Genomic DNA, 15,209 nt, shown 5'->3' with positions numbered 1-15,209 from the left:
TTTATTTGCCCTTTAACGGATCGTTCTTGAAACGGCTTTTGTCCAGATACGGCACATTGCTTTGCCTTGCTTCACTGGACAGCATGATTTTGGTCAAGGGACCGACCAGGCCGTCCACTGTCAAACCATATCGGGCCTGGCATTGTTTTACCGCTGCCCTGACAGGTCCATCATACACATCGGTGGTGTCAACATCGAGAAAACCGATCTGCCGGAGAAACAGTTTGAGCAAAACGATGGAAGCCTTGGGAGCGGTCTCGGAGATGACGTCGGCATATCCGAAATCATCTTTCCAGGGGATATAAACATCCCCGGTTAAAAAGGGCCCCAGAAGGTCAGGGGGGATGCTGACCCGGTCATTGTCCTTTCCTGTAAACAGGATATAGTGATTGTCTGCCGTGATTTTTACAACGGCAACATAGCCGTTGATCGTATCCGCCACTGAAGCGACCCCAAGGATGGCGGGTAGATTGTATTTTTCAATCAGGTCTGGCGCCCTTTCAAGGTGCAGCAGTTGAAGGTGATGCTGTGCCGCAGCAGTGATGAAAAAAACAGGATCAGGGGTAATCTGTTGTATCAGCGGATTGAGTCGGTCCACAGATGGCGTACGCCAGAGAGACAGGACGTGAGATATCACATCTTCCCGGGTGGCAGCGGTGTGAATGCGGGATACGATCTGTTTGTCTGCCGTTTCCCCGGTAGGGGGGACGGGAAAGAGCGCCGGTTCCAATGGCACGGGTTCCGGCGCCACTGGCGGCAGTTGGGCCACATCCACCAATGGTAATGGTTTCGGGGGGGCTTTCGGGGTAACAATGGGTTGTGAAGAAAGCGTGTCAGGGGGGATGCCGGCCTTTATATCCGGTATCCATCCCGGAGGAATGCCGTTATAAACCGCCAGGAAGAGGATAACGGTAAACAACAGGGTGAACAGGGTCCATGAGATTTTTTCCCTGACAGATATCGGCCCGGCCTGGCGATATTTTCCCGGGGCAAGCTCACTGACGGCAATCCTTACCGTGGAAGGGGTGACTTTTTTCAGGTTAAGGCTGTACGCCGCCAGAAGGGATCGGTCACAGGCGATATTGACCAGCCGGGGAATTCCCCGGGAATAGGTGTAGATGTCTTTCTGGGCCGCATGTGTGAAAAGGGCCCGGGGTTTCCGGGATGCCACATTGATCCTGTGCTCAATGTACTTCCGGGTTTCCGCCAGGCGCATCGGCATAATATGGCAGCTCAGGTTTATTCGCTGACGGAGCTGGCGCATTTCATAGGAATCAAGGATTTCTCCCAGTTCAGGCTGGCCCACCAGGATAATCTGGAGCAGTTTGCTCCGGGTGGTTTCCAGGTTAGAGAGCAGCCGCAGTTGCTCTAAGGTTTCCCGGCCCAGGTTCTGGGCTTCATCAATGAGCAGGATGACCGATTTGCCCTGGGCTTTTTTTTCCAGTAAAAACCGGTTCAGTGCCAGGGTCAGGTCTGCAGGATCGTCAGCCGGGCAGTCAATCCCCAGCTCACGGTGGATGGCCTTGAGCAGCTGGACGGCGTTCAGCTTTGAATTAAAAATAAAGGCCGCTTCAATTTCTTTGTCCAGGGCTTCAAGGAATACCCGGCACAAGGTGGTCTTGCCGGTCCCGACTTCACCGGTGATTTCCACAAACCCGTCCCCCTGGGAAGTGGCATAGGTCAGATGGGCCAGGGCCTCTTCATGGCTTTTGCCTAAAAATAGAAACTCAGGATTGGGAACCAGCTTGAACGGTTTTTCCCGAAAATCAAAAAAGGCATTATACATCCTTGTTGCTCCATAAGTTCAGACCTGTTGACACACCAGGGTATGACATCCCATATAAACATCGGATCGTCAATACTATTGTCAGCAATTCTCATTATAAAACGCAATAGTTTTCGGACAATGGGTCAGGCTTGCGTTATTGACACTTTTGTCGGCTTATGTCCTTAATAGTTCAGGCTTTGCTCAAAAGTACAATAACACAAGCCTGACCCGGCTTGGTTATCGCCATAATGAGAAGTGCTGACTAATGTTGGGTCTTTGAGCAATTAAAACAACAAGGTCGCCAGGCAGAATCAACCCATCTGCCTGGCGATTACAAGGATTTATTCTTTTTCAAAGTCTTCTTTTCCGGCACCACAAACCGGGCAGACCCAGTCAGCGGGAAGATCTTGGAAACTGGTTCCAGGATCGACGCCATTGTCCGGGTCACCTTCTGCTGGATTATACACATAACCGCAAAGTCCGCATACATAACTGTCCATGTTTAAATCTCCTTATATGTTGGGGTTGTTATTAACAGGGAATACTATAGCATAACTGGTTCCTGTTGGAAGCAGAAAATAGACCTGTTACAATAAATTTGCTTTTTTAAGGGCCAGTATACTGCCCTTATATGAGGCAACGATCAAAATGACATACAATATCAAAAGCAGGGTGCTCATTGTTATACTCTCCTTTAATATGATTCTTCATGGGTGACTTCTACGTCCGTCAGTTTTTTTGCATCCATGAGTTTCCAGACATACGCCACATAGGCCAGGACAAAGGGGATGCCCAGTGCCACATAGGTCATGGTTGTCAACGTGAACAGGCTGGAGGAGGCGTTGTGGATTGTCAGACTGGATTGAAGATCAAGTTTTGACGGATAAAATGCCGTGTTGTTGAATGCCGGCAGGCACAGGACAACCAGACCGACAAAAACAGTGCCCAATCCGCTGAACCATATTCCTTTATTGCTTTTTTTGAAAAAAGTTGACACCACGCCATACAAGACAAGGACAATGCCTGCAAGGAGTAGTATCAGCAGATAGGGCATGGCCACAAGGGTTGATAGATATTTGGAAGCCACCAGGGAAACCGTACCGGCACTGTCCACATCAAAACCGCTCCTGAACAGAATGGAGACCAGCACGTAAAGCAAAAAGGGCAGGGCGATCAGGAAATTATGCCCCGTGCCGTTTCTTAATCGTGATTCGAGATTGGGTGTGGCAGACAGATCAATGCTGTTTAACAGGTATAATGCCCCTAACACCCGGGCATTAAACACAAGGAAAATCCCAAGACTCAGGTTGAACAGGGAAAACGCGGCTTCAAGTCCCCTTAAATTGATGCCCAGCAGGGTATAATCCCAGGTGACCCTGTTGTACAGGTCAAGTGTAAAATTTGAACCGGTATAGAACGTTCCCACTGCAGCACCAATCAGCAGAATGCCAATGGAACCATTGATAAAAAGAAACACTTCATAAACCGTTGATCCCAGAAGATTGCCCGGTTTTTTCCGGTATTCATAGCTCACCGCCTGAACAATAAAAGAAAACAGGATGAGCATCCATACCCAATAGGCCCCCCCGAAACTGGTGGCATAAAATTTAGGGAACGCCGCAAACAATGCACCGCCAAACAGGACAAGGGTTGTAAACGGCATTTCCCATTTGCGGCCAAGGGAGGTGATCACCAGTGATTTTTCAAGATCGGTTTTGGCGACCTGCCACAAAAGCGTCTGTCCCCCCTGGACAAAGGTCAGAAATAAGAAAAGTGCGCCAACAATGGACACAATCATCCACCAGAGCTGTTGCAAGGTTGCATAGTCAAGGTTTGAAATCATTTTAACGGCCCTCCTCAGGTCCCAGGGATATTTGTTTGAGCATGATTTTGATTTCAGCCGCCAGTAAAAGGGTAAACAACCCTCAGGGCTGTTTTCCCCCGGTTGATTTTCGATGATATACTTTCTATGTCGTGCGTCTCATTTCCATACACCAGGTCGTCAATTCCCGGAACAAATGAATCAATGGATCGATTTGCCAGGAGCGAAAGAAGATAGGGGATTTCAATTTTCAACAGGAACGGGTCCTGATCGTCTCCCGGCTTTTTGCTGGGATTGAGAATGCCGGCGGCAACAATGCCGGCCTTTGTCTCACCTTTGTACAGCCCTTCAATGGCCGCCAGTTTCATGGGTTGTTTCTGGGCGACCTCATAGGCAGATTCATCGCCGGTGAAAGCGACATAACTCGAAGACAACAGGCCAAATACAGATGCCACCACAATGGATTTTTTGGCCATTTGAACGTGTCTGCCTTTGATCAGAAACCAGGACGAGATGGTGAGGACAAATAAAGAGGCCATTAAAAATCCGGAACTGGATGCGTGAACGAATTTGGTTACAGCCACAGGGTTAAACACAACCTCAAAAAAGTTGTTCATTTCAAACCGGGCGGTTTCCGGATTGAACACCATGCCCACGGGATTTTGCATCCAGCCGTTGGCCACCAGGATCCATACCGCTGACAGGTTGGAGCCGACAGCGACCATCCAGGTGGAAAACAGATGAAATCGCTTTGACACCCTGTTCCATCCAAAAAACATCACTGCAAAAAAAGTGGCTTCAAGGAAAAAGGCGAAAATTCCCTCTATGGCAAGGGGTGCGCCGAAAATATCGCCGACAATCCAGGAATAATTGGACCAGTTTGTTCCAAATTCAAATTCAAGGATGATGCCTGTTGCAACACCAATGGCAAAATTGATACCAAACAAGGTCATCCAGAATTTTGTAATGGCCCGCCATTCTTTATCGCCTGTCCGCACATAAATCGATTCAAAAAAAGCGCATAAAAAAGAGAGCCCCAGGGTTAACGGTACAAATAGCCAGTGATACATGGCAGTAAGGGCAAATTGCGCTCTTGCCCAGTTCACCATGCTCAAATCAACATCAATCATTGCTTTTTTCTCCTGTTAAATGGAAGTTGCTTTTTGTCATTTGTTCCAGGACATACCGGCCTTTTTCCTGGTCGGTCTGAAAGTGGGTATTCAAGTAATTGGGAAAGAAAAACAGTTTCAGGACCACAAACATGACAAACAGTTTTATCAGAATGATTTTCCATAATTTTTTTCCGAGAATCATTCCCCTGAACCCATCCCGGTAGAAGGTATAAATCGTATTGACAGCGGTTGCCAATGTCTGTTGATTTTTCCTGTTTAAAGCGTCCTGTTTCATCTGTCAGTCCTTGTTTAACTATCGTTTTTTTCTTAAGGAGCAAATAAAGGAGCAAATAATATGCCATAAAAAAAGCGTGAGGGTAAAATAAAATTTTTAATCGATGAATATCAGTACCTTAAATGATTCTAAGGCCTATGGCAAGGGTATTTTGGGCTCAGCATCATATTTAGTATATCCTCGTTTTCAGGGTGTTTCATCCCGGGAATGGCAGCGACGGTTGTGTCGCAGTCATTGATGTTTGAAACACTAGTGTATTGTTTATTGGGGCATAAGTAGCTGATATGATTACAAAGTTAGGCTTGTATAACTTTTTAATGACGGATAAAAAAAGGCCGATGCTATGTGTCATGCATGGGTTGGCGAAGCAAAAAAAGAGGGGGGAACCCTGGGGCAGGAATAAGGATTCCTGCCCCAGGGGGGGATTATTTTTTTCGGGTGGCCTGGATTTCCCAGTCAGCAATTTCAGTTGTTTTATAAATTTCTTCCCATCCGGTGATCATGCCGGAGATATGACTGAAAAGGGAGTGACCCGTGGTGGTCATATATACATGAATAATGAGGAAGTTGAGTAAAAAGAGGGCCACCACCGTGTGTATCACTGCCAGGACCGGCAGGGGCAGTACCTGGGGCATATCATTATACAGATAGTATAAAAGCCCTGTGATCATCTGTACCGGCAGCAGCATGGCGGATATGCCCAGATAGGCCAGCCGCTGCAGCGGGTTGTGCTTTGCACCGGCAGATTTTTGAACAGGATGGGGCTTGCCTTGGAATATATCCCAGGAATAGTAGCGAACCACTAAAAACAGTTTTTTCGTCGTGGGGATATATTGCTTCCACTCCCCGGTTGTCAGCAGCCAGAAGACAAAAAAAGCAAACAGGATCAGCCAGGCCAGGCCGATAAAATTATGCACATTCACAGCGGTTTGAAAGCCCAGCAGGGTGTATGTCCCGTGAATTTCAAGGCCGGTGATGATGAGGCAGATAATCGTCAATGCCTGGTACCAGTGCCATAACCGTTCAAACCGGGTATACAGATAAATTTTTATGGTTTTTTTATCGTCCATTTATTCCTCCTTGCCGTTTCGTGTAAAGAACCGTCCCAGGCCATGGAGCAACACGCCTGCCAGGGCGCCAAAGACAGAGAGCCAGCCAATGGTGTCGAGAAAACCGGACTTGTCCCGGCCGGGCAGGTACAGACCTGTCATGGCGGCAAGCCTGGAATTTTCCCGGATATGGCATTCCGTGCAGTTCAATGCATTCTCTTTGGGTGCCACCATATGGGTGATGGGAAAGGCATAGGTTGTTTCCACGTAATCAAATTTTCCTGAATAGGGGATGCCCAGGGTTTTATTGCCCCGTTCAATGGCATCGTCCATGTCAAACGTTGTCCAAAATCCTTTTTCCCCGGAAAGTAACGGGGCCAACAGTTTTTTATGGACTTTGTCATAGGGCTGTTTTCCCCGGTGCATTTTAAAGGGGAAGATCCGGGCCTCGGGGTCTGTTCTGTCACCCACCGGGTGGCTGACCTTCACGATTTGGGCCGGATCAATGATATCATCGGCAGTGGTGCTTGTCAGGGAGCCGTTGAACCAGAAATATTCCGGGGTCACATTTTTTTCCCATTTGAATTCGCCTTTGATGGATTTGTAAACCGGTTTGCCAAAAGGGCCTTCTTCAATAAAGGGTTTGCCGTCCTTCAGTTTTCCTGCCTTGGACCAGTCCCACCACATTTTTGTGGGGTTCACCCTTGCATATGTGGGGATGTGACAGGCCTGGCAGGACACGACATCCGTGTGGTCGTTCATTTTTGAATCATTTTTATGGGGTTCACTGCTATGACAGGACACACAGGTGATTTTCGGTGCCAGGTCATCTTCGATCAGGCTTTTTCGCGTTTCAACAGCCGGGTTTGTGTAAATCCTGCCGGCGATGTTGTGATCAACGGTGGTGTGGCAACGGGTACAGGAAAAATCCTTGCCGTCCGTGCCCATGTGGACATCCAGCATCCGGTTGGGTTTTGTCAGAGAGGTATCCAGATCGCCATGCTTTACACCATCGCCTCCGCCCCCCGTAAAATGGCAGTCACCACAATTTTTTCTTGTGGGAAAGGTCACCTGGGTAACGGCTTCTTTAATTTCCTGTTGAATTTCTTTTACGATTTCCCGGGTGTCCGGATCTTCGTCTTTGGAAAAGGCTGTGATATCTGAAAGGGCTTCGTTAAAATTAAATCCGGATGAATTATGGCACTTGAGACAATTGACCTCACCTTCCACCCCTTTTTTGTTCCAGCTGGTATGACAGCTCAGGCAGCCTTTGTCTTCCATGGCATTTCCGGAAATACAAAAATTATTCACCGAGTAACCGGCCTTGCCGTACCGCATATCCTGTTTGTCCCCGGACGCAAGCCATGTCCAGTGAATGGTTTTATGGAACTGGGTCGCTGCTTCGGAATGGCAGGACAGGCAGGCCTGGGTAATCTGTTCACCTGATGTGAAGTTCTGATTCAGGGCATCGATTTTTGCATGGTCTATTGTACTCCACCGCTCGCTGCCTTTAACGGCTTGTTTGGCCAGTGTCCGTCCCAGGGCTTCTTCGTCGGATTCAGACGTCGACGCAACGGCTGTCTGGGCAGCACAAAACAATGCCATCGCCGCTGTAACTGCCAGGCAAAGCTGTATAAAATTTCCTTTTTTCATAGACATCTCCATGGGGTGTTAACCCTAGTCCCCAACCTGGGAGGAAACCCTTGTTTCCCCCCGGGTTGATTTTTATTTACAGGTAGCCGGTGTGGGTGAATCTGATGCATGATTATAGAAATACGAATAAATGTCAAGAACATCTGTGTCAGAAAGGGCTGCCCAATTTTCCTGGCAGCCGAAGTCGTTGAATGTTTTAGTCTCAAAAATATTTTTCCATTGCCCCATGGTTTTATCTGCCGGGCTTATTTTAGGGCTTTCGGATTCCACCTCACCGGCTGCCGCACAGGCTTTGTAAACTTTGCGATAGGTGTATTTTCCTTTTCTATCGTTTCCCAAAGGGCCTTCAGATCCTTCCGAGGCAAAGGCCGCTGAAAAAGATACCATCGTAAACATCAGCACGATGAGGGATATGATACATTTTTTAAACATGGTGTAGCTCCTTTATGATTTTATCGTTTTTAGTAACGCAGGGGTTATTTGGGCGCTTTAATCTCAATGTTTCCATCTTTTTTAAAATCAATCTCCGCTTCCACATAAAAGACATCTTTCAGGGATTCTCTCACATCCTGTGTCATATAAAAGGCCTCGCCGCTTCTTGCGCCGGTGGAACACACGAAAATGATGGGTTTGTCATCGGCGAAGGTTTTAATTTTTGGCTCAAGGATTTCAACCGGGATATTTACTGCGGTTTTAAAGGACCCTTTGGCAAATTCATCTGCATCTCTTACATCAATCAGCAGGATGGATTCTGGTCTGTTTGCAATAATGGATTTAAACAGTCCAAGATCAATAGACCCTTCAACCTCGCCTGCTTTCACCTGCAGGGTCTCAGTGGCGGCACCATATATTTTTTTCCATTCAGGATAGCCTTTGGCAAAGACCGTGACCCTTGTGTATCCCATTTCAAGCGCTTTTGCTGCGGATTTATGGCTGAGTCTGCATTTGAGACCCCCACAATAGAAAACAATTGGCGTGTCCAGATCCCTGGGCAGTTTTCCTTTAAGGGTTTCAAATTGAGAAAAGGGGATATTAACGGCCGTAGGGATATGGCCTTTGTTAAATTTGGTTTTCTGGGGTCTTGAATCAATAATCATAGCGGTGTTTTCGTCGATTTGCCGGGCCACCTGCTCTGCACTTACAGCGGCATAATGTCCTTTTTGGCTCACCCATTCTGGATATCCCTTAGCATATACTTTTACATTTGTATACCCCATTTTTTCAGCTTTTTTGGCGGATTTGTGGCTGAGTTTGCATTTCAGGCCTTCACAATAATAAATCAACAGGGTGTTTTTATCTGCCGGGAGAAGGGCGATCTTTTTATCAAATTCTGAAAATGGAATGTTCACAGCGCCGGGGATATGCCCTTTTACGTATTTGCCTTTATAGGGCCTTGCATCTATCAGCATCACATTTTCAGGCATGGGAATACTCAAGTGTTCCGCTACAAATTCTGCGTCCACGATATCATGATACATCCATGACATATCCTGTGTGTCGGTTTCAGCTATTTTTGCCGGCTTTGTTGCCGTACATCCTGTCGTCAGCACAAGGCCGAAGATCAATGCCAGGATGAAACGGGCTATTTTTTTTGTTTTCATGGGGTCTCCTTAACTATTATTTGGTTGCGGTATATCTGCCAGTGTCTGCAGGTATAAAATTTTATGTTAACTTCCTAAGAGCAATGACTGTGCCAGCGAGAAAAAATATGGGCTGTGATTGTTATAACCCCTTAAATTTAAAACCTATTTATGGAAGATTGATTTTTTTAACCAGGCAAGAATCATTGTTTGTGTTGTCAACATGTTAATGATGTGTTAATTTTAAGATTAACACTATTAATTATTATCGAGGATAATATGGATATTGGAAAACAATGGCGGTATATTATTGATTCGGTCCAGGATGGGATCATCATCGTTGATGAAAAGGGACGGTTTGTTGCCGCCAATCAGACCGCTCAATTGATCACCGGTTACACTGAAGCAGAACTGAAGGGCCAGTCCTGCAGGATCTTGAATTGCACGGGATGTAAAATCGTTGGGAAAGGAAAGGGCAAAGACTGGTGCGGTCTTTTTTCAGCAGGCCTGATCCGGGAAAAAAAATGTATGATCACCAATCGCCATAACAGGGCCATACCGATTATCAAGAGTGCCACGGTTCTGTTTAATGAAAAAAAAGAAATCGTTGGTGCGGTTGAGACCCTGAAAGATATATCTGAAAATATTCATTATAAAAATGAACTGTCGTCCATCAAAAGAATGTATCATATTGATGACGGCTTTCATGGCATTATTGGAAGAACCCCGGTGATGCAGAGCCTTTATGAACTTGTCGAGAGTGTGGCATCACTGGATACGCCGGTGATGATTCTGGGGGAGAGTGGTACGGGCAAGGAAATGGTTGCCAAAGCCCTGCATGAAACCGGCAGCCGGTCATACAAACCGTTTGTGAAGGTGAATTGTGCCGCATTAAGTGAACATATCCTTGAAAGTGAATTGTTCGGCCATGTAAAAGGGGCCTACACCGGTGCAGAAAGTGACCGGATAGGGCGGTTTGAAGCCGCCCACGAAGGCACTATTTTCCTGGATGAAATCGGGGATATTCCCCTTTCGGTTCAGGTCAAACTGCTCAGGGTTCTGGAAGAACGAATGATTCAGCGGGTGGGCGCTAATAAATCCATCCTCATTGATGTCCGGATCGTGACGGCAACCAATAAAAATCTTGAGCAATTGATTGAGCAGGGATTGTTCCGGGAAGATCTGTTTTTCAGGATTAATGTTTTTCCGTTAACCTGCCCGCCACTTCGGCATCGTAAAGATGACATTACCCTGATCATTCAGCATTTTATTACGCTCCAGGCAGAGAAGACCGGTAAAAATATTTTGGGGTTTACGCCGGACGCCATGCGGATGATGGTGGCATACCCCTGGCCCGGCAATATAAGGGAATTGAGAAACAGTATTGAGTATGCGTTTGTCCTGGCAAGGGGAAAAAGCATTGGATTGGAGCATCTGCCGGAAAAGATAACCCGGTTTAACCCACTGAAAACCGGATCCTTAAACCCTTCGGAACCCGATGGTATGATAAGAATTGGGCAGTCTGAGCGAGAAAAACTTCTTGATGCGCTTCGGCAGGCAGACGGGAATCAGACCAACGCGGCAAAGATTTTGGGCGTCAGCCGGATCACCGTCTGGAAGCGCATTAAGAAATATGGCATACAACTTAAATAAGTCGGTTCGAATGGCTAAAGACTAATGGTTGCCGAATCACAGGCAATGTCAATCAGTTCAGCTGCTGTGGCCATCCTGCAGGAATCGGCAAGGTCTTTTTCTTCAATAAATCGTGATTTGGCGCAGGGCGTACACACGAGAATCGGGACGTCATGGGCCTGAAGGTGGGCCAGAGAATCATCTGCAGAATCTCCAGTGACGGCTCTCATGTTCTCTGTTGCCCCTTTCCTGGCAAGATAAACCGCATCATCCAACAGGAAGACGGTGACGTTTTTTCCTTTTTTCTGGGCGACGGCAGCAAGAAACAGTGCCCGGGTTGCGCGGTTGGGGTTGTCTGTACCGCATGCAAGGGTAATCAGAACATTGTCAGTCATGGTGTTCTCCTTATCGTATAGTATAAAAATGATGGTGTCGTGCCAGCGTGTTGTTTAGTCATAAAGAAATTTTGGCGGCCTGTAAAGCCACACGGTGGTAGTCCTCTTTTGAAACCGTTAAAATTATGATATCATGATTAAGTCGTTAACGGTTCGTTAATATCATGGCAGTCGGTGAAGGGCATCCTGTCCATGGCTCAAAAGAAACCAGTGCTTAAACACCATACGAATGAAGGGTTACGGCTTGTTTGAAAAATATTTGGGGTTAAGATGTCTTGTTCGGCATGCATATTGCTGTGATAGTATATTAACGATATGTGTTAAAATTGAATGCTAATGAAGGATTTGAACATGAAAAAAGAAAATGTACTGGTTATTGCGGTTATCTGTATCGTTGTGGGGGGTGTTTGGGCTTACAATAACATGAAATCCACCGATCTGAAGGCGTTTGATACCGCTACCCCTGGTAACGCATCCGGTCAAATCCAGCGCGCCACCACCATCGACTGGCAGGCGTATGACCAGGGCATGGGCCTGGCAGAAAAACAGGATAAACCGATTTTTTTATACTTCCATGCAGACTGGTGTACCTATTGCCGGAAACTCAAACAGACCACTTTTTTGGACACGGCAGTGCTGAATTACCTAAAGGATAATTTTATCAGTATCATGGTGGATTCAGATAAAAACAAAGAACTTTCAACACAATGGCGGGTCAAGGGATTGCCGACCTTGTGGTTTCTGAGATCGGATGCCTCAAAGATCAGCAGTATCCCGGGATATGTTAATGAAACACAATTGTTACAGGTGTTGAAATATATTCATACCAAAAATTATGACAAAATGACCCTCAATGAATTTGTCAAGACCCTATAGGAGAATCCAATGACCACCCCAAAAATTACATCCAACATTTCGCGCAGGGCATTTTTAAAAGGCTCCATTACGGCGGCAGGCTCTGTGGTGGCAACCACCGGCATTGCCCGGGCGGCAACGTCTTTGACCCATGAAAAACAAGAGCCATTGGCAACCCTGATTGACATCCGAAAATGTATTGGATGCGAAGAGTGCGTGTATGCCTGCCAGGCGGCAAATGCAGAAAAGTATCCGGAGCCGGAAAAACCGTTCCCCAAAATGGTTCCCCCAAGAGTCCCGGTGGAAGACTGGTCTGAGAAAAGAGAGGTGACCGATCGCCTGACACCTTATAACTGGCTGTTCATACAGACGGCATCGGTCACGGTCAATGGGGAACAGATTGACCTGACCATTCCCAGAAGGTGTATGCACTGTGCGAATCCTCCCTGTGTCAAACTGTGTCCCTGGGGGGCATTAAAACAGGAAGAAAACGGTCTTTCACGGATTGATTCAGACCTCTGCCTGGGGGGATCAAAATGTAAAAAAGTCTGTCCCTGGGATGTCCCGCAGCGCCAGACCGGCGTCGGGCTTTATCTTGACCTGTTGCCGGCGCTTGCCGGAAATGGTGTCATGTATAAATGTGATCGGTGCTATAACCGCCTTGAAAAAGGTGAAGTCCCGGCCTGTATAGAGGTTTGCCCTGAAAATGTCCAAACCATAGGTCCCCGGAGCGAGATCCTGAAAACGGCCCATGCCCTTGCCCGAGAGATAAACGGATACATCTACGGGGAACACGAAAACGGTGGAACCCATACCATTTATGTTTCCCCTGTCCCCTTTGATCAATTGAACCAGGCCATTGAAACAGGAAAAGGCAAGCCCCATTTGAACAAAGTCAAGAACATGATGGCCGACGGGACCCAGCTGGCCAAGGCCATGCTGATTGCCCCCCTTGCCGGTATCGCCGCATTGGTTGGAAAATTTTATTTGAGCACAAAGGAGGATAAATAATGAAGACTGCAGGAAGGGTAAGATACTATATTTATGCGGTGACCCTCTTTTTTATTGCCGTGTCCGGTTTTGGCCAGATGCCGGTTTTTAAGCGGTATTATATAGCGGATATCCCCGGGTTGGGATGGCTGGCCCAGTTTTATGTGACCCATATCATCCACTATACCGCCGCCATTGTGTTGATTGCCCTTGTCACCTATGTGCTGCTGGATTTTCTTTTCAATGGCCCAGGATTGAAACGGATTACCCGATCCGGCTATTTCAAGATTGGAATACTGGCAGGATTATGCGTTTCAGGTGTCTTAATGGTGGTCAAGAACCTTCCCAACAGCTATTTTGATCACACCGTTATTATTGTTCTGGATCTCGTGCATCTGGCCCTTTGCATGATCCTGTTAGGTACCAGTCTGTATACCCTGATCCGGAAAAAAAAGTGGGTGAATTAACCCTGTCTGATGGAAAAGACCCTTAACCCCGGGTTGATGAAAGCCCGGGGTTAAGGGTCCTTTAACAGCCAGGTGGAATACGGGGTTTCAATCAGGTTTGAATTAAAGTATCGGGGATCATGGGTAACCTCTTTGCTAATCCAATCGGGTTTTTCAAAGGGTTGATCAATGGATTCCAGTTCTATTTCAGCCACAACAAGTCCCTGGTTCTCACCTGAGAATTCATCGATAACCCATTCAAACCCGTGGAATTCAATCGGGTATCTTGTTTTTTCGATAAAGGGGGGTTGGCAGAAAAGCGCCAGCATTTCCCGGGCATCCTGCCATGGGACGGGATATTCATACTCTTTTCTGGCACCATTGCGGGTCGGTCCTTTGATGGTTAAAAAAGCCGCGTCCCCTGAAAGGCGAACCCGGACCACCCTGTTTTTTTCGTTGACCATATACCCCTGGCGGATAAGGGTGCCGCAGTTCATCAGAGCGGTTGGACGGTAAGCTAAAAGGAATTTTTTTTCTGTTTCAATGGCCATAAAAAATGTTCATCTCCAGTCACGTTATTGGTATAGTATCGTCATAATGTAAATATCCATTCAAATCAATGGGAGATTGACAGTGACACATATTCAACCCCGGCCGATTGTCCTGCTGACGGATTTTGGTCAACAGGATGCATTTACAGGGATTCTAAAAGGGGTCATCGCGGCCATCAGTCCGGAATCAAACGTGATTGACCTGACCCATGGGGTGGATCCCCAGGATATCCTGCAGGGGGCGTTTTTATTGGCTGCCGCCTGTCCCTATTTTCCCAGGGGAAGTGTGTTCTGTGCGATTGTTGATCCGGGGGTGGGGTCGGACAGAAAAGGCATCTGTATCCAGACCCGGGATTATTATTTTGTGGGTCCGGATAATGGCCTGCTCTGGAAAGCGGCTTCAGAAAACAGGATCAAGCGCATTATCCATCTGACCAATCCCGCCTATTTTCTTGATTCCGTGTCCCATACATTCCAGGGAAGAGATATTTTTGCGCCTGTGGCAGCCCATATCTCAAAAGGGCTCGAAGATATCGCACGCCTGGGGAAACCGTTGAAAAAATGTGTTGAATATTCCCTTCCCGACATACAAAGAACGGTTGATTCACTGGGGTTGACTATTGTTCATATCGACCGGTTTGGAAATGTGACCTTAAATATTGAAGGAACAGAATTTAAACAATTTGTGCACAACAAGCGGTTTTCCCTGGCCATCATGGGAACCCGGATTAACAGAATCGTTACCTTTTATTCCCAGGCCCTGGCCGGTGAATTGTTTCTGATCGAATCCTCTTCCGGATATATGGAGGTTGCATTGAAAAATGCGAATGCGGCAGACCGGCTTGGCGTGACCTGCAGGGACAAGTGCATATTGACCGTGTTTTAATTCCCGGCAAAAGAACGTTCAGGCGGGTGCCGGTAAGATCAAGGGTGCCATGCACTGGGTATTGATTTGTTTCGATTTGTTGCTGCGGGACATCGTGCCCCGGCGCCGGGGGGTACCTGACGCCGGGGCAGCAATAAAGAGTTGAATGGATCAACCGTGTTTGACCGCTGTTTCA

The 15,209-nt window shown here is 47.1% G+C and carries 16 protein-coding genes; 5 read left to right on the top strand and 11 right to left on the bottom strand.

Features of this window, described 5'->3' with window-relative positions; genetic code table 11:
• Position 1 precedes the first annotated feature (1 nt).
• The 9 genes from Q1Q15_RS15130 to Q1Q15_RS15090 form a co-directional block, all read right to left on the bottom strand.
• The gene (locus Q1Q15_RS15130; protein ID WP_300461613.1) at positions 2 to 1,786 is read right to left on the bottom strand and encodes an ExeA family protein; all 1,785 of its coding nucleotides are present in this window, start codon (positions 1,784 to 1,786) and stop codon (positions 2 to 4) included.
• Between the two features lie 323 nt (positions 1,787 to 2,109).
• On the bottom strand, positions 2,110 to 2,268 hold the full coding sequence (gene rd / locus Q1Q15_RS15125; RefSeq protein WP_300461610.1) for a rubredoxin: 159 nt from the start codon (positions 2,266 to 2,268) through the stop codon (positions 2,110 to 2,112).
• Between the two features lie 194 nt (positions 2,269 to 2,462).
• Positions 2,463 to 3,611: a cytochrome d ubiquinol oxidase subunit II gene (locus Q1Q15_RS15120; protein ID WP_300461608.1), complete on the bottom strand. Its 1,149-nt coding sequence runs from the start codon at positions 3,609 to 3,611 to the stop codon at positions 2,463 to 2,465.
• Positions 3,612 to 3,664: 53 nt separating this feature from the next.
• A complete protein-coding gene (locus tag Q1Q15_RS15115; protein WP_300461606.1) occupies positions 3,665 to 4,720 on the bottom strand; it encodes a cytochrome ubiquinol oxidase subunit I in 1,056 nt (351 codons plus the stop codon).
• Positions 4,713 to 4,997, bottom strand: coding sequence for a DUF4492 domain-containing protein (locus tag Q1Q15_RS15110; RefSeq protein ID WP_300461603.1), 285 nt, complete (start codon positions 4,995 to 4,997; stop codon positions 4,713 to 4,715). Before Q1Q15_RS15110 ends, Q1Q15_RS15115 begins: the two co-directional genes overlap by 8 nt.
• A 425-nt stretch (positions 4,998 to 5,422) precedes the next feature.
• Positions 5,423 to 6,067, bottom strand: coding sequence for a cytochrome b/b6 domain-containing protein (locus tag Q1Q15_RS15105; RefSeq protein WP_300461600.1), 645 nt, complete (start codon positions 6,065 to 6,067; stop codon positions 5,423 to 5,425).
• The gene (locus Q1Q15_RS15100) at positions 6,068 to 7,699 is read right to left on the bottom strand and encodes a tetrathionate reductase family octaheme c-type cytochrome (RefSeq protein ID WP_300461597.1); all 1,632 of its coding nucleotides are present in this window, start codon (positions 7,697 to 7,699) and stop codon (positions 6,068 to 6,070) included. It lies immediately after the preceding gene.
• A gap of 72 nt (positions 7,700 to 7,771) precedes the next feature.
• Positions 7,772 to 8,131, bottom strand: coding sequence for a cytochrome c family protein (locus Q1Q15_RS15095; protein WP_300461594.1), 360 nt, complete (start codon positions 8,129 to 8,131; stop codon positions 7,772 to 7,774).
• A 44-nt stretch (positions 8,132 to 8,175) separates the two neighbouring features.
• Positions 8,176 to 9,300, bottom strand: a complete 1,125-nt coding sequence (locus Q1Q15_RS15090) for a rhodanese-like domain-containing protein (RefSeq protein WP_300461591.1) — start codon at positions 9,298 to 9,300, stop codon at positions 8,176 to 8,178.
• A 258-nt stretch (positions 9,301 to 9,558) separates the two neighbouring features.
• On the opposite strand from Q1Q15_RS15090, the gene Q1Q15_RS15085 reads away from it, so the two are divergent.
• Entirely contained in the window at positions 9,559 to 10,932 is a 1,374-nt protein-coding gene (locus tag Q1Q15_RS15085; protein ID WP_300461589.1) for a sigma 54-interacting transcriptional regulator, read from the top strand.
• A 14-nt stretch (positions 10,933 to 10,946) separates the two neighbouring features.
• Here the strand turns inward: Q1Q15_RS15085 and Q1Q15_RS15080 are convergent, their stop codons facing one another.
• On the bottom strand, positions 10,947 to 11,306 hold the full coding sequence (locus tag Q1Q15_RS15080; protein WP_300461587.1) for a DsrE family protein: 360 nt from the start codon (positions 11,304 to 11,306) through the stop codon (positions 10,947 to 10,949).
• A 351-nt stretch (positions 11,307 to 11,657) separates the two neighbouring features.
• Between Q1Q15_RS15080 and Q1Q15_RS15075 the strand changes: the two genes are divergently transcribed.
• Genes Q1Q15_RS15075 through Q1Q15_RS15065 form a run of 3 tightly spaced genes read left to right on the top strand, consistent with a single transcriptional unit; the run spans position 11,658 to position 13,618 of the window.
• Complete coding sequence (locus Q1Q15_RS15075; protein WP_300461584.1) at positions 11,658 to 12,182, top strand: thioredoxin family protein; 525 nt, start codon at positions 11,658 to 11,660, stop codon at positions 12,180 to 12,182.
• Between the two features lie 9 nt (positions 12,183 to 12,191).
• A complete protein-coding gene (locus Q1Q15_RS15070; protein WP_300461582.1) occupies positions 12,192 to 13,172 on the top strand; it encodes a 4Fe-4S dicluster domain-containing protein in 981 nt (326 codons plus the stop codon).
• Positions 13,172 to 13,618, top strand: a complete 447-nt coding sequence (locus Q1Q15_RS15065) for a hypothetical protein (RefSeq protein WP_300461579.1) — start codon at positions 13,172 to 13,174, stop codon at positions 13,616 to 13,618. Before Q1Q15_RS15070 ends, Q1Q15_RS15065 begins: the two co-directional genes overlap by 1 nt.
• Before the next feature lie 50 nt (positions 13,619 to 13,668).
• On the opposite strand, the gene Q1Q15_RS15060 is transcribed toward Q1Q15_RS15065, so the two are convergent.
• Positions 13,669 to 14,148: a CYTH domain-containing protein gene (locus Q1Q15_RS15060; protein WP_300461577.1), complete on the bottom strand. Its 480-nt coding sequence runs from the start codon at positions 14,146 to 14,148 to the stop codon at positions 13,669 to 13,671.
• Positions 14,149 to 14,230: 82 nt separating this feature from the next.
• On the opposite strand from Q1Q15_RS15060, the gene Q1Q15_RS15055 reads away from it, so the two are divergent.
• On the top strand, positions 14,231 to 15,034 hold the full coding sequence (locus Q1Q15_RS15055; protein WP_300461575.1) for an SAM-dependent chlorinase/fluorinase: 804 nt from the start codon (positions 14,231 to 14,233) through the stop codon (positions 15,032 to 15,034).
• Positions 15,035 to 15,209: the final 175 nt, after the last annotated feature.

It is taken from the genome of Desulfobacula sp., from assembly GCF_030145145.1.
Classification (GTDB): Bacteria; Desulfobacterota; Desulfobacteria; order Desulfobacterales; family Desulfobacteraceae; genus Desulfobacula.
The sequence above is the reverse complement of the archived record's forward strand: the minus strand, read 5'-3'. Positions and strand labels throughout refer to the sequence as shown.

Coding starts and splice junctions, on each gene's coding strand:
- Q1Q15_RS15080 (WP_300461587.1), bottom strand. CDS start 11,306: ATGACTGACAATGTTCTGATTACCCTTGCATGCGGTACAGACAACCCC.
- Q1Q15_RS15105 (WP_300461600.1), bottom strand. CDS start 6,067: ATGGACGATAAAAAAACCATAAAAATTTATCTGTATACCCGGTTTGAA.
- Q1Q15_RS15110 (WP_300461603.1), bottom strand. CDS start 4,997: ATGAAACAGGACGCTTTAAACAGGAAAAATCAACAGACATTGGCAACC.
- Q1Q15_RS15115 (WP_300461606.1), bottom strand. CDS start 4,720: ATGATTGATGTTGATTTGAGCATGGTGAACTGGGCAAGAGCGCAATTT.
- Q1Q15_RS15065 (WP_300461579.1), top strand. CDS start 13,172: ATGAAGACTGCAGGAAGGGTAAGATACTATATTTATGCGGTGACCCTC.
- Q1Q15_RS15070 (WP_300461582.1), top strand. CDS start 12,192: ATGACCACCCCAAAAATTACATCCAACATTTCGCGCAGGGCATTTTTA.
- rd (WP_300461610.1), bottom strand. CDS start 2,268: ATGGACAGTTATGTATGCGGACTTTGCGGTTATGTGTATAATCCAGCA.
- Q1Q15_RS15120 (WP_300461608.1), bottom strand. CDS start 3,611: ATGATTTCAAACCTTGACTATGCAACCTTGCAACAGCTCTGGTGGATG.
- Q1Q15_RS15130 (WP_300461613.1), bottom strand. CDS start 1,786: ATGTATAATGCCTTTTTTGATTTTCGGGAAAAACCGTTCAAGCTGGTT.
- Q1Q15_RS15060 (WP_300461577.1), bottom strand. CDS start 14,148: ATGGCCATTGAAACAGAAAAAAAATTCCTTTTAGCTTACCGTCCAACC.
- Q1Q15_RS15095 (WP_300461594.1), bottom strand. CDS start 8,131: ATGTTTAAAAAATGTATCATATCCCTCATCGTGCTGATGTTTACGATG.
- Q1Q15_RS15085 (WP_300461589.1), top strand. CDS start 9,559: ATGGATATTGGAAAACAATGGCGGTATATTATTGATTCGGTCCAGGAT.
- Q1Q15_RS15100 (WP_300461597.1), bottom strand. CDS start 7,699: ATGAAAAAAGGAAATTTTATACAGCTTTGCCTGGCAGTTACAGCGGCG.
- Q1Q15_RS15090 (WP_300461591.1), bottom strand. CDS start 9,300: ATGAAAACAAAAAAAATAGCCCGTTTCATCCTGGCATTGATCTTCGGC.
- Q1Q15_RS15075 (WP_300461584.1), top strand. CDS start 11,658: ATGAAAAAAGAAAATGTACTGGTTATTGCGGTTATCTGTATCGTTGTG.